The sequence below is a fragment of the Leuconostoc palmae genome, from assembly GCF_019656075.1.
In the GTDB taxonomy this organism is placed as follows: domain Bacteria; phylum Bacillota; class Bacilli; order Lactobacillales; family Lactobacillaceae; genus Leuconostoc; species Leuconostoc palmae.
The window spans coordinates 149,127-161,940 of record NZ_BPKZ01000001.1 but is presented as its reverse complement, the minus strand read 5'-3'; the positions used below and the strand labels follow the sequence as shown (position 1 = coordinate 161,940).

The 12,814-nt window shown below is 34.8% G+C and carries 12 protein-coding genes, 1 pseudogene and 1 other annotated feature; of the genes and pseudogenes, 12 read left to right on the top strand and 1 reads right to left on the bottom strand.

Going from position 1 to position 12,814, the window contains the following annotated elements:
- The first annotated feature begins 5 nt into the window (after positions 1-5).
- The 8 genes and pseudogenes from K5Q12_RS00805 to K5Q12_RS00770 all read left to right on the top strand — a co-directional run bounded on the left by K5Q12_RS00805 (position 6) and on the right by K5Q12_RS00770 (position 8,084).
- Positions 6-1,301, top strand: coding sequence for an MFS transporter (locus K5Q12_RS00805; protein ID WP_220741866.1), 1,296 nt, complete (start codon positions 6-8; stop codon positions 1,299-1,301).
- 18 nt (positions 1,302-1,319) lie between these two features.
- Complete coding sequence (locus K5Q12_RS00800) at positions 1,320-2,108, top strand: L-threonylcarbamoyladenylate synthase (protein WP_220741865.1); 789 nt, start codon at positions 1,320-1,322, stop codon at positions 2,106-2,108.
- 36 nt (positions 2,109-2,144) lie between these two features.
- Positions 2,145-3,167, top strand: coding sequence for a HoxN/HupN/NixA family nickel/cobalt transporter (locus K5Q12_RS00795; RefSeq protein ID WP_220741864.1), 1,023 nt, complete (start codon positions 2,145-2,147; stop codon positions 3,165-3,167).
- Positions 3,168-3,312: 145 nt separating this feature from the next.
- On the top strand, positions 3,313-4,002 hold the full coding sequence (locus tag K5Q12_RS00790; protein WP_220741863.1) for a response regulator transcription factor: 690 nt from the start codon (positions 3,313-3,315) through the stop codon (positions 4,000-4,002).
- Positions 3,995-5,278 (top strand): sensor histidine kinase, encoded by a 1,284-nt coding sequence (locus K5Q12_RS00785; RefSeq protein ID WP_220741862.1) that lies wholly within the window; start codon positions 3,995-3,997, stop codon positions 5,276-5,278. The genes K5Q12_RS00790 and K5Q12_RS00785 overlap by 8 nt, the downstream gene beginning before the upstream one ends.
- A 54-nt stretch (positions 5,279-5,332) precedes the next feature.
- Complete coding sequence (locus tag K5Q12_RS00780; RefSeq protein ID WP_220741861.1) at positions 5,333-6,199, top strand: S1C family serine protease; 867 nt, start codon at positions 5,333-5,335, stop codon at positions 6,197-6,199.
- A 151-nt stretch (positions 6,200-6,350) separates the two neighbouring features.
- Positions 6,351-7,682: an L-fucose:H+ symporter permease gene (gene fucP, locus K5Q12_RS00775; RefSeq protein WP_220741860.1), complete on the top strand. Its 1,332-nt coding sequence runs from the start codon at positions 6,351-6,353 to the stop codon at positions 7,680-7,682.
- A gap of 15 nt (positions 7,683-7,697) precedes the next feature.
- Positions 7,698-8,084 (top strand): annotated as a pseudogene (locus tag K5Q12_RS00770) (VOC family protein).
- Between the two features lie 28 nt (positions 8,085-8,112).
- On the opposite strand, the gene K5Q12_RS00765 reads toward K5Q12_RS00770, so the two are convergent.
- Positions 8,113-8,442 carry a thioredoxin family protein gene (locus tag K5Q12_RS00765; RefSeq protein WP_220741859.1) on the bottom strand — a complete coding sequence of 110 codons (330 nt, stop codon included), beginning with the start codon at positions 8,440-8,442 and terminating at the stop codon, positions 8,113-8,115.
- 144 nt (positions 8,443-8,586) lie between these two features.
- Positions 8,587-8,886 (top strand) — a binding site (T-box leader).
- Between the two features lie 63 nt (positions 8,887-8,949).
- On the opposite strand from K5Q12_RS00765, the gene K5Q12_RS00760 reads away from it, so the two are divergent.
- The 4 genes from K5Q12_RS00760 to K5Q12_RS00745 all read left to right on the top strand — a co-directional run bounded on the left by K5Q12_RS00760 (position 8,950) and on the right by K5Q12_RS00745 (position 12,737).
- Positions 8,950-10,080: a vitamin B12 independent methionine synthase gene (locus K5Q12_RS00760; protein WP_220741858.1), complete on the top strand. Its 1,131-nt coding sequence runs from the start codon at positions 8,950-8,952 to the stop codon at positions 10,078-10,080.
- A 61-nt stretch (positions 10,081-10,141) separates the two neighbouring features.
- Positions 10,142-10,960 (top strand): MetQ/NlpA family ABC transporter substrate-binding protein, encoded by an 819-nt coding sequence (locus K5Q12_RS00755; RefSeq protein WP_220741966.1) that lies wholly within the window; start codon positions 10,142-10,144, stop codon positions 10,958-10,960.
- Between the two features lie 2 nt (positions 10,961-10,962).
- The gene (locus tag K5Q12_RS00750) at positions 10,963-11,439 is read left to right on the top strand and encodes an S-ribosylhomocysteine lyase (RefSeq protein ID WP_220741857.1); all 477 of its coding nucleotides are present in this window, start codon (positions 10,963-10,965) and stop codon (positions 11,437-11,439) included.
- Between the two features lie 170 nt (positions 11,440-11,609).
- On the top strand, positions 11,610-12,737 hold the full coding sequence (locus K5Q12_RS00745; RefSeq protein WP_220741856.1) for a 5-methyltetrahydropteroyltriglutamate--homocysteine S-methyltransferase: 1,128 nt from the start codon (positions 11,610-11,612) through the stop codon (positions 12,735-12,737).
- Positions 12,738-12,814 lie beyond the last annotated feature (77 nt).

Genomic DNA, 12,814 nt, shown 5'->3' with positions numbered 1-12,814 from the left:
ATGCTATGGATCGTGCAATAAATTTACAACAAAGAATGAATGCTATTGGCGAAACAAAGATGTTCTATCGTGTGGTTGCAATGGTTGCAGCGGGAATGCTGTTAGATGGTACAGATGTCTATCTTGCTGGTGCAATTAATGGGGCTATTATAACAACTCATTTTGGTACTCTAGCACAGGGTTCAATTTTTTTATCTTCAGGATTTTTAGGATTGTTTGTCGGGTCTATTATTACCGGATTTGTAGGTGATTTTTTAGGACGTAAGCAAGCTTACCAAACTAATTTATTAATATTTGGGTTGTTTACAGTATTTGCTGCATTTTCACCAAATATATGGATTTTAATTGTCTTGAGATTTATTGCTGCGATAGGTCTTGGAGCAGAAATCGTCACAGGTTTTTCATTAATTAATGAATTTGCACCAATTAAACATCGTGGACGTTGGAGTGGATTAATTTCAGTTATTGCCAATTTATCAGCACCCATGACGTTGTGCTTTTCCGCTATAATTATTCCTAAATTTTCTTGGCGTGCAACATTTATTATTGTTGGGATCGCTGCTCTAATATTATGGGTGATTAGACACAACTTTCCTGAGTCACCACGTTGGTTAATTTCACATGGACACTATGACCAGGCAGAAGTAATTATTACAAAGTTAGAGAGCGGTGCGCAAAAAGTTGCTTTGGATACACAAGATAAATACAAAAGTTCTTCATATATAGGCATTGGCATCAAACATGGTTTGTTTGTGGCAATTATATCTGTTACAGCAATTAATTTAGTACAATATATGTTTACTTCTTGGATGCCAACCTTGTTAATCAAACAAGGTATTGACATTGCTCATTCATTGACTTTTTCAGCTTTAATGATGGCTGGAGCGCCGATAGGTGCATTGTTGGGTACATTGTTGGTTGATCGGATTGGCAGAAAGAAGGTTATTATATTTGGATTTTTTATGACAGCAATTTTTGGTTTAATTTATGCGAATCAAAAACAAGTAACTGGAGTATTAGTCATTGGGTTTGCTTTAGTTACAATGATTTATCTACTGATGTCATCAATTGTTGCAGTGTATATGTCAGAGCTGTTCCCGACATACTTTAGGTTTAGAGGTGTTGGTTATGCTAATGGTATAGCAAAAATATTAACAGTATTAACCCCATATCTGGTTGCATGGGCATTAACAAGAATTAATCCAAATTTAATTTTCTACTTTATAGCTGGCATCGCAATTATGGCTGCGATTGTTGTTGCAGTATTTGGACCAGAAACAAAAAAACAAATTATCAATTAAAAAAAGGAGCATTAAATTATGACACAAGTAGAGACAAAGCAAGTTATTTGGCAAGGAGATACGCAGCGGGAAGCAATTGATATTTTGAAAGGTAATGGTGGAATGATTGTTAGTCCAACAAAAGTGGGCTATATTATTATGACTTCTGATAAGCAGGGATTAGAACGCAAATTTGCTGCCAAAAATCGTAAACGTAACAAACCAGGTGTTGTACTTTGTGGTTCACTAGAACAAGTCAAGACATTAGCACAGATGACACCTGAAATTGAAAAAATGTATCAAAAACATTGGGATGATGATGTGTTATTGGGCTGCATTTTGCCATGGAAAGACTCCGCTAAGGCGATGATTCCAAATGATGGTAGTCAAGAACTTATGATGGATCAACGTGAAACTAGTTGTTTTGTAATCAAATTTGGAAAACCAAGCGAACAAATTGCTCAAGAAATGTGGGAAAAATATCATAAATTTTCATTTGCAAGTTCTGCAAATCCTTCTGGTAAAGGAAATAGAGGCTTAGTATCTGGTATTGGAGAAAAAATTGAAGATGCTGCTGACTTAATTATTCAAGCGGATGAGTACGTAGCTAGCATTCAGCCTGACAAGACACTTGAAACGCGTTATGAGCAAGGCGTAATGGTTTCCATGGTTGATGATGAAGGAAACTTGATACCACAACAAAATGGTCAGGTAGGGATTCAGCCTGCCCCAGTGGTTATTCGTAAAGGACTAGACGTAGATAAAATTATGAAGAATATGAGTGATATTTTTGTATCGTGGGATTATCGTCACGGTTATTATTATTAAATTTAACGCATTAAATTATAGATATAGAGGGAACATATGACAAATTCAAGAAGTAATACCATTTTAAAAACGGATATCATAAAGTATGGAAGCTTTATCGTACTTATTTTGTTAGCTGGCGTATTGCTTCTCATGTCAGGTGTTTCCAGATATCCAGAAATTATCGGGATGGCCTATTTATCATTCACTTTTGGTTTAAGACATGCGTTTGATGTTGACCATATCGCAGCAATTGATAATATAACACGCAAAATGCTTAATGATGGTAAAAATACAAGAGGTGTGGGATTTAGTTTTTCTTTTGGACATTCAATGGTGGTTGTATTGATGGCCTTGTTGACAGTTTTATTTGTTGAATGGGCTAAAAATTCAATGCCTGTATTTGAAACAATTGGCAGTATTTTTGGTACCATGATTGCCGCTACTATGTTATTGATGCTAACGATTGTGAATACAGTCATTATGAGAGGCATCTGGAGAGAGTTTAAATCTGCTAGCTATGGTGAAAGAGAAAATCAGAATAATACAACTTACCAACAATCACGCATTTTTAAGTATTTTTTGAAATTACTTAAACTAATTAATCATAACTGGCAAGTAGCAATAGTTGGGTTTTTATTTGGATTAGGATTTGATACAGCAACACAAATTGCCGTATTAGCGACCTCAGCCACTGCTGCTAACTCAGGAATTGCTTGGTATACTACGCTTGCTTTTCCATTATTATTTACTGCTGGTATGTGTTTGATGGATACACTAGATGGATTCTTTATGAGTACAACCTATACTTGGATCGTTGCATCGTCTTATCGAAAAATATACTATAATTTAATCTTAACGGGTATTTCAATTATGGCAGCAGGATTCATTAGTTTAGTTGATTTTATTCAGTCATTTAGGGTTATGTTCCACTGGAATGGGCCAATCACTAACTGGGCAAATGGCTTAGATTTCAATCATTTAGGGATGATTTTGGTGGTGATTTTTGCCGTAACATGGGCAATTGCGCTTATATTGTGGCATGTCCTTAAATTATCAGACAAAGAAGTAGCTTCGTGATGAAAAAACACCTTATATGTGATAAGGTGTTTTTTTATATGATAAGATTAATTAGATAGAAATTAATCTTAATTTTTTCTTTAATCTGATATTAATCATAAAGACGTAAAATTATCTCAATCATAAAAGGACAGTGGAGAAAATCATGTCAAAAGCAATTAAAATCTTATTGATCGAAGACGATGTAAACTTAGCGGATAATATAGTTGGTTTTTTGCAAGATTTTGCTGATGTTAATGTTGTCACTAACGGGCTAGATGGTGAATATGAAGGGCAAGAGTCACCATATGATCTTATTATTTCTGATTTAATGTTACCAGGCGAGGATGGCTTGTCGGTGATTAAACACTTACGTGATAATGATGTTGAAACACCAGTACTTATTTTAACAGCTAAAACATCATTAGATGATAAATTAGAAGGTTTCAATGTTGGTGCTGATGATTATCTTACCAAGCCATTTTATCGTGAAGAGTTACTTGTGCGAGTCAAAGCATTGTTACGACGAGCAGGGGTTTATTCTGAAGACAACATGATTACTGTTGGAGACGTACTAATTAATCTTGAAAATCGTGGCGTCCAAGTCCATGGGAAACCTGTGAAATTAGTTGGTAAAGAATTTGACATTTTGACATATCTAGCCCAAAACAAGAATATTATCGTGACTCGTGATCAAATATTTGATCGCGTGTGGGGAATTGATTCTGATACGACAATTAATGTGGTTAACATCTACTTAAACAACTTACGTCGTAAATTAGAAGCAGTAGGGCAAAATGATTTGATCAAAACCTTGCGTAACATTGGATTTATCTTAGAGGTCGATGATGCCTAATGTTATTAATAAACAACAACAAATTAGGGGATTTTTACTGTTAATTGTTAGTTTTTTTGTTATATTCTCGGTGCTTGGTGGCGTGATGTTTATATCCTATACACGCACTATATTTCAAAATTCAGATTTGGCAATCAATCAGCAAATTAAGCAGTTTAATTTGGCTGGTGCTTTAAAAGATTCAGAAGATAGTAATCGAAAATCACCGATGTTATTGCAATCCAATACGTTAGCAGATGTCTGGGTCTACGATAAAAATAAAAAGTTGATTGTGGATGATCATGTGCCAGAACCCCTACAAGAAATTTACCGTAAGCAATTTAAATATCGTTCGCCTTCTTTGACAGACCAACCTAAAACTGTCAAACTTGGGGATAACTATTATCGTGTCGCAACGGTTGAGTTTATTGACAATACGCATAACAATAAGGGGCAGCTTGTTAAATACGGTATGATTACCGTTAATGTGACAGATACTATCTTTAACCTTAACCATTTTAAAAAAGTTATTTTATGGTCTTTTGGCATGTTTGGTTTGTTAGCATTAATGGTGTCGTATTGGATTAGCCTCAAAAATATGAAACCAATTATTAAGTCTTGGCAACAACAACAAGATTTTGTTAATAATGCTGCGCATGAACTACGTACACCAATGGCAGTGATTCAAGGAAAACTGGAAAACATGTTAACACATCCAGAATCAACTGTTCGTGAACAGTCAAATGCTATTATTTTATCGCTATCTGAAATCAGACGCTTAACCTCGTTAACTAATAATATGCTGACATTAGCTAAATCAGAATCCAATATGACACGTATTGAAAAAGAAGAAACAGATGTAGCTCAGTTTTTATCTTGCATTATTGCACCTTATCAAGAAATGGCTGAATTTGACGGTAAAGAAGTGCTCTTATCAGTGCATGTGAACCAACCAGTGTATATTGATCAAAAAAGAATTCATCAGTTAATTGTTTTATTAGTTGATAATGCTATGAAATATTCAGATACAGGCGCAACTGTTTCTGTTACTGCTACTATAGAAAAGAAGAAGTTTGTTATTTCAGTTTCCGATACAGGGCAAGGTATTAGTGATGAAGCAAAAAAGCATATTTTTGACCGCTTTTATCGAGAAGATAAAACAGGTAGTCGTGAGACTGGTGGTACAGGATTAGGTTTGTCAATTGCTGAATGGATTGTCAGAGCGCATGGTGGTAAAATAGCGGTTACAGATAATGAACCTAAGGGCACAATATTTAAAATTACTTTACCACTTTAATTTTCAATAAAACTATCTATTTTATACTTATTAAAAACAATGGAGGGTCATATTATGAAACATGCGCTAGTTACTGTAGCAGTGGTAGCAGCTCTTGTTGGTGGTGGTGTCGTTTATTCGGGAACACAAACTAATTCTTGGTTTCAAAGGCAACCAGCCACTGAGAAAGTGGCTAACATTTCTGGACAAACAAATATTGATAAAACTGCATATACAAGTCAGGATCAGGCTACTACAGCCTATAATAAAGTTAAAAATGCAGTTGTGACAGTTCAGAACATGCAAAAAGAATCGTCTCAACCAATAAATGGTTTTTCGGGTTTATTTGGACAAAATTCTTCACAAGGGAATCAAAATGGACAGTTAGAAACTGCTTCTGAAGGCTCCGGTGTTGTTTACAAAATTGATAACGGTTTTGCCTATATTATCACTAATAATCATGTTGTAGCGCATTCCAATGCATTACAAATCATTACGGCTAATGGCGATAAAGCCAAAGCGACAGTTGTGGGAACTGATGCCCAAAAAGATCTTGCTCTAATCAAAACCGAAACAAATTTGATTAAAACTAGTGCATCACTTGAAAAAGCAAGTAATATACAGTCTGGACAACAAGTTTTGGCTATTGGTTCGCCGTTAGGGTCACAATATGCTACTTCGGTTACAAGCGGCATTGTTTCTGCACCAAGACGTGAATTATCGTCACAAGCCACAGGGCATGGGACGCAAACAGTTATTCAAACTGATACGGCGATTAATCCTGGTAATTCTGGCGGACCATTAATTGATCTGTCAGGAAAAGTTGTCGGTATTAATTCTTCTAAGATTGCGGCATCAGATGACGGTACAAGTGTTGAAGGAATGGGATTTTCTATCCCGTCTGACATCGTACAATCTTTTATTGATAAAACTGAAAAATAAAAAGCTAAAAAACTATGGTATCTATTAAAGATAAACATAGTTTTTTTGTTCATAAAACCACTTTTGAAAGGGCTTTCATAAACTTTTAAAATGTGCTAACATTAATAATTGTAAACGCTTACAATTAGTTTTTTATATAGAGGAGAGCAGTATGATTAACACTGTTGGTAGCACAACAAAAAAGCATCATGATTTTGGACAATTAGCTGATGGTTATTTAAAAAAGACACCGATATTTCAGTTTATTGTGGTTTCATTAATGTTTCCGTTATGGGGAACAGCAGCTAGTTTGAATGATATTTTGATTACGCAATTTAAAACGGTATTTGAATTAAACGATGCAGCTACCGCTTTCGTGCAGTCTGCGTTTTATGGGGGCTACTTTTTAGTGGCTATCCCGGCTAGTTTTGTAATACGTAAAGCATCATATAAAGTGACAATAATGACTGGTCTAGTAGCGTACATACTTGGTGCAGGATTATTTTTTCCGGCTTCTCGAGTGGCGACATATTCTATGTTTCTAGTTGCAATTTTTGCGATTGCGATTGGTTTATCATTTTTAGAGACAGCCAGTGATACATATAGCTCAATGATGGGACCTAAAAAGTATGCTAATTTGCGGTTAAACATTTCACAAATTTTAAATCCTATCGGTAGTATTACGGGTATCTTATTGGGAAAGTATCTGATTTTTGGATCAGTGGGCAATTTGTCAGAAAAAATGAGTGGTATGCAAGGCGCTGAGCGTATTGCATACGGTGAAAAAATGTTACAACTAACATTACAACCATACAAGTATATTTTGTTTGTATTAATTGCGATGTTGATTGTTCTAGCTTTTACAAAAATGCCTAGTGCTAAACCAGTTGTTGACGAAAGTAAACAACCAAAAGTGAACTTTAAAGAATCAATTGTGTATTTAATTCATAACTACCGCTTTAAAAAAGGCATTTTAGCACAATTTATTTATGTTGGGATGCAGACAGCAGTTTGGTCATTTACTATTCGTCTTGCATTGGTTATGAATCATAATATTACTGATGCACAAGCTTCAAATTTTATGATCTATTCATACATTGTTTTCTTTTTGGGTAAGGTTGTGGCTACGTGGCTATTTACGCAAATCAAGCCAACAAAAGTTTTAACGAGCTATTCAATTTTAGGAACCGTTTTCCTATTAGTCGCAACGTTTGCTCCTGGTATGCTCGCTGTATATGCTGCAGTCGGTGCTAGTTTTTTCTTTGGACCACAGTGGCCAACCATTTATGCGCATACTTTGGATAATGTGGAAGATAAGAGGCATACAGAGACAGCAGGAGCTATTTTAGTTATGGCAATTGTTGGAGGCGCTGTTGTACCAGCAATTCAAGGTGTGGTGTCAGATGCTGTAGGTTCGATGCAACTATCATTTATCGTACCAACAATTGCATTTGCATTAGTAAGTTACTTCTTTGCAACAGAAATTAAGCATGATATTGAATAGTAGAAAGGGATAAAAATGACTATTAGTAATTATTTTACGGGGTTACAACATATTGGTATGCCAACATAAGATTTAGAAAAAACAATAAAGTTTTATCAATCATTAGGTTTCACAGAAGCTGGATTATTTCATAATGATGATAGTCGTTGTGCGTTTATGAAATTCGGTAATCTTGTCATCGAAACTTGGGAAGGAGATAGTACCGGACATTCAGGGGCAATTAATCATTTTTCATTGAATACAACTGATATTGATAAAGCTTTTGAAATTATAAAAGCTGGGAAATTTGAATTAATTGATTCAAATATTCAGTCTATCAAAACTTTCTGGGATAATGGCATACGTTACTTCAATATACTTGGTCCTAATAAAGAAATCATTGAATTTTGTCAAATATTATAATAAAAAAACCTCGTTTTAACCGAGTTTTTTAATTTAACGTTGTATCGTACCACTCAAGAACTTGTTGTGGCGTTAAACGTTCACCATGTCCAATGCGGGAAATCTCTTTGCCATCTTCGAATAATACAAATGAAGGAATACCACGCATATTATATTTTTTGGCAACGGCGATATTATCATCACGATCTGCATCAAACCATGTAGCAGTTTGTGATACATGATCTTTTATATTTTGGACAAATGGCTTGATTACTCGGCAATCGCCACACCAGTCAGCTGATAAAAACATGACATGACGACCAGATTCATGGATATAGTTTTCCAAAACAGCATCACTATTTTTTGTTGGTTCGTACATGATAAACTCCTATTCTCTAAGTTTTTGAAAAGTATACCATAAAAACATATAAAAGTTTAATTTTAATGTGTCAAAAAAATGATAAAAATAAATTTTTTTTAAAAAAGTATTGACATCTCATAATGTTGGCGATAAAGTATAACCAACATAACGTTGATGAGATAAGTATACAACCAATATCTTGTAGAGAACTCACATTTGGTGCAAGTGGGTATTTGGCAGTTGTAGAAAATGGTCTTGGAGTTTTTTATGGAGATGAGCAAGCGAACACTCATATGTGTTGCGCGGTGAATTAAAATCGGTAGTGTCCGTTATTGCACAACGTATAACTAAGTAATTATCACAGATGTTCTCGACGATTTTTACAAAGCGTACGTTTAAAGGTATAGGTCGAAAGTCCTATATGAATACCGGGTGGTAACACGTCATTTTAACGTCCCGTAGTTCAGTCATATGATTGAACTACGGGATTTTTTTGTGGCAGTTGAATAAAAGGAGAGTAACAAGATGTCAGAACCAAAAAAGTTAAACTATATTTTCGATCAGGTGGGATCTTATTTGAGACCTGAAAGATTAAAACAGGCACGTGCGCAATTTGAGAATGGTGAAATCACCAAAGATGAGTTACTTATTGTGCAACATGAAGAAATAAAGAAACTTGTAGACAAACAAGTTGAAGCTGGTTTGTTGGCTGTGACTGATGGGGAATTTAATCGTTCATGGTGGCATTTAGATTTTCTGGGGTACTTAGGTGGTTTTGAATTCTATGATCAAGAAGACTCATACAAATTTCATGGTGAAAAGACACGTTCAACAAATATTCGCTTAGTTGGAAAAGTACATGCTAACTTAAATCATCCATTTTTTAAAGATTTTGATTACCTAAAGTCAATTGTTCCTAATGGCATAGAACCCAAGCAAACAATTCCATCACCCAGTCTCATTATAAATCGTGACAAAAGATCAGACGGTTGGGAAAAATATTATGAAAAATGGACAGACTTTTTAGATGATTTGGCTCAAGCATATCATGATACTTTACAGCATTTTTATGATAGAGGTGCTAGATATATCCAATTAGATGATACAACCTGGGCATATTTAATCAATCAAATTAACCACAATAGAGATCAGCCCGAAGTAAAAAAGTCATTAGAGAAGCTAGCAGAAGATGACGTCTATGTGATTAATAAAGCATTATCAGGATTACCAGATGATCTTAAGTTATCAACTCATATCTGCCGAGGTAACTTTAAGTCCACTTATTTGTTCGAAGGTAGTTACCAAGCTGTCGCTAAATATTTAGGTCAACTGAATTATGATGCTTTTTTCTTAGAATATGATAATGAACGTTCTGGCGATTTTGCTCCTCTAGAAGAAATATGGCACAATCGTGAAAATGTAGAGATTGTCCTTGGGTTATTTACATCTAAATCTGCAGAATTAGAAAATATTGATGAAATTTTATCTCGTATTAACCAAGCAACAGAATTTGTGCCAAAGTCACAGCTTGCACTGTCAACTCAATGTGGTTTTTCTTCGACAGAAGAAGGAAATATATTAACCATTGAAGATCAGTGGCAAAAATTAGCATTAATTAAACAAGTCGCTGATCAAGAATTGACATTAGTAAAATAACGTATAGGAGAAGTTGTATTTGAAAAGAAAAAGCAAAATAATTTTGTCAATTGTTGGTTTAATGATATTGTTCGGTTTGAGTTTCACACTGTTTCATGCTAAAAAATCAACGCATCAGATAACTGTGGGTTCCGTGACTAGTGATGCTGATATATGGCGTCACCTCGCTAAAAGTCATGAGGCCAAGATATTACATTTAGATATTAATGTTAAAGAATTTACCGATGGTCAATCCTTAAATGTGGCTACTGCCCAAGGGCAAGTAGATGTTAACGCTTTCCAAAGTTACAGTTATTTTGAAGCGTTTAATAAGTCTAGTAAAGTTGGAAAATTAATCAATATTGGAACAACCTATCTAGAACCAATGGGGATATATTCAAGCCATTATCATTCCTTAGATGATATTCCAGATGGTGCAACAATAGCGATTGCAAAAGATTTAGCAGATGAATCAAGAGGTTTGAAATTATTATCTGATAATGGCTTAATTAAATTAGATAATCACTTTAGCGCTTTGGATGGAATTGAAAAGATAAGCAGTAATCCCCATCATTTTAAATTTCAGGAAATTGATGATACAACTGGTGGTAGGGTGGTTAAAGATCCTAAAATAGCTGCCGTTTTAATTTCAAATTCTGTTTCACAAGCAAGTGGCTTAAATGTTCTAAAAGATGCTTTGGCTTATGAACATGTTAGCAGTGACACTCGTGATAATATTAATATCCTAGCAACGTCTAACAAAAATAAAGACAACAAAACTTATCAAAAGTTATTGACGTTATATCACAGCGAATCATCACAAGAATATATATCTAAAAAATATCACGGGACAAAAACCGAAGTACAGAAACCATTGAGTTATTTTAAAGGAGGAGAATAATTATGTCAGAAACTGTTGTTGAAAGTTTTACATTAGATCATACAAAGGTTAAAGCACCTTACGTACGTGTAATTGAAACTCAAGAAGGACCAAATGGCGGTTCGATTACTAATTATGACTTGAGACTCACACAACCAAATGAGACAGCTATTGAAACAGGTGGATTACATACACTAGAGCATTTATTTGCAGGATTGGTTCGTGATGAAATAGATGGCATTATTGATATTTCACCATTTGGTTGTCGCACAGGATTTCATGTTATTTCATGGGTTAACTATGATTCAGAGACATTGGCTAAAGTATTTAAAAAAGTATTAGAACGTATTGTGAGTGACGAGATCGTTGAAGTGCCTGCTGCAGAAATTGAAAGTTGTGGTAATTTTAAAGATCATAGTTTACATTCTGCAAAAGAATGGGCCAAAATCATCTTAGAACAAGGCATATCTAGTGATGCGTTTGAAAGAAGAGTCGTGTAAAACATTTATTTTTACTGAATTTCACGACAAGATACTGGAAGTAAATTTATTATGGCGGCGATATATTTTTGAATTCTTTTACCATAATAAGCAGAGGGTGCGGTCTACATTTTTCTATGTAGTAGGACCATGGATTAATTAATATTTTTTTATTGGTATAGGAGATAATTATGACAACAAATACATTACAAAAAATTGGATTTCAACATGTTGGCTCATTTTTGCGTCCAGAGTCTCTAAAAGAAGCAAGAAAGCAATTCGCAAATGGCGAAATTACAGCTACAGATTTGGAAGAAGTTGAAAATGAAGCGATTGCTGATTTAGTAGAGAAGCAGGTAGCTATTGGCCTTGATGTTGTAACAGATGGGGAATTCAGACGTTCATATTGGCATTTAGATAATTTCTGGGGATTTAACGGTATTGAGCATTTTAACTATGGTCAAGGTTACTTATTTGCTCATGAAGAAACTCGAGATGATTCAGCTCGCCTAAATGGTAAGTTGAGTTTCAGTGCTGATAAGCATCCATTCATAAAACATTTTCAGTATTTAAAGCAACTAGCTGATCAGGCTGGTGTAACAGCAAAAGTGACTATTCCTTCACCATCACAATTTTATGCAGAACTCGTACGAGGTAAAAATGCATTAGTAATTGGTGACTATTACGATAGCCAAGAAGCATTATATGAAGATATTAAAAAAGTATATCACGAAGAAATTCTGTCTTTTTATGATGCAGGAGCAAGAATTATTCAATTAGATGACTGTACATGGGGCATGTTGGTTGATCCTAAATTTTGGGAAACAATGGCTGGGGTAGGATTTGATATTGATGAATTAAAGCGTCTATATTTGGATCTTAATAATGGGGCTATTGAAAATCTTCCAGATGATTTAACTATCAACACACATGTATGTCGTGGTAATTACCATTCTGATTGGGCTTCAAGCGGTGCATATGACAGTGTTGCTGACACATTATTTGCCAAAGAAAATGTTGCGACCTATTTCTTAGAATATGATTCACAACGGGCTGGTGGTTTTGAACCATTAGCAAAAGTATCTGGGGATAAACAAGTTGTTCTAGGTTTGATTACCAGTAAGACACCTGAATTAGAAGATAAGCAAAGCATTATTAATCGAATATATGAGGCAGCAAAGTATTTGCCGTTGGATAGATTATGGCTTTCGACACAATGCGGTTTTGCTTCGACAGAAGAAGGGAACATTTTGACTGAAAAACAACAATGGGACAAGCTTAAATTGGTTAAAGAAATCATAGAAGAAGTTTGGCACTAACAATGGCGAATTGTCGCCGTACATAGATTGAAGTGATTGTATGAAATGTATTTGTGGAGTTGAACAATAACATCTTA

What these genes read in the sequence shown, in the direction of transcription:
- fucP (WP_220741860.1), top strand. Translation starts at nt 6,351, where the DNA reads ATGATTAACACTGTTGGTAGCACAACAAAAAAGCATCATGATTTTGGA.
- K5Q12_RS00745 (WP_220741856.1), top strand. Translation starts at nt 11,610, where the DNA reads ATGACAACAAATACATTACAAAAAATTGGATTTCAACATGTTGGCTCA.
- K5Q12_RS00760 (WP_220741858.1), top strand. Translation starts at nt 8,950, where the DNA reads ATGTCAGAACCAAAAAAGTTAAACTATATTTTCGATCAGGTGGGATCT.
- K5Q12_RS00795 (WP_220741864.1), top strand. Translation starts at nt 2,145, where the DNA reads ATGACAAATTCAAGAAGTAATACCATTTTAAAAACGGATATCATAAAG.
- K5Q12_RS00790 (WP_220741863.1), top strand. Translation starts at nt 3,313, where the DNA reads ATGTCAAAAGCAATTAAAATCTTATTGATCGAAGACGATGTAAACTTA.
- K5Q12_RS00805 (WP_220741866.1), top strand. Translation starts at nt 6, where the DNA reads ATGGATCGTGCAATAAATTTACAACAAAGAATGAATGCTATTGGCGAA.
- K5Q12_RS00785 (WP_220741862.1), top strand. Translation starts at nt 3,995, where the DNA reads ATGCCTAATGTTATTAATAAACAACAACAAATTAGGGGATTTTTACTG.
- K5Q12_RS00750 (WP_220741857.1), top strand. Translation starts at nt 10,963, where the DNA reads ATGTCAGAAACTGTTGTTGAAAGTTTTACATTAGATCATACAAAGGTT.
- K5Q12_RS00765 (WP_220741859.1), bottom strand. Translation starts at nt 8,442, where the DNA reads ATGTACGAACCAACAAAAAATAGTGATGCTGTTTTGGAAAACTATATC.
- K5Q12_RS00780 (WP_220741861.1), top strand. Translation starts at nt 5,333, where the DNA reads ATGAAACATGCGCTAGTTACTGTAGCAGTGGTAGCAGCTCTTGTTGGT.
- K5Q12_RS00800 (WP_220741865.1), top strand. Translation starts at nt 1,320, where the DNA reads ATGACACAAGTAGAGACAAAGCAAGTTATTTGGCAAGGAGATACGCAG.
- K5Q12_RS00755 (WP_220741966.1), top strand. Translation starts at nt 10,142, where the DNA reads ATGATATTGTTCGGTTTGAGTTTCACACTGTTTCATGCTAAAAAATCA.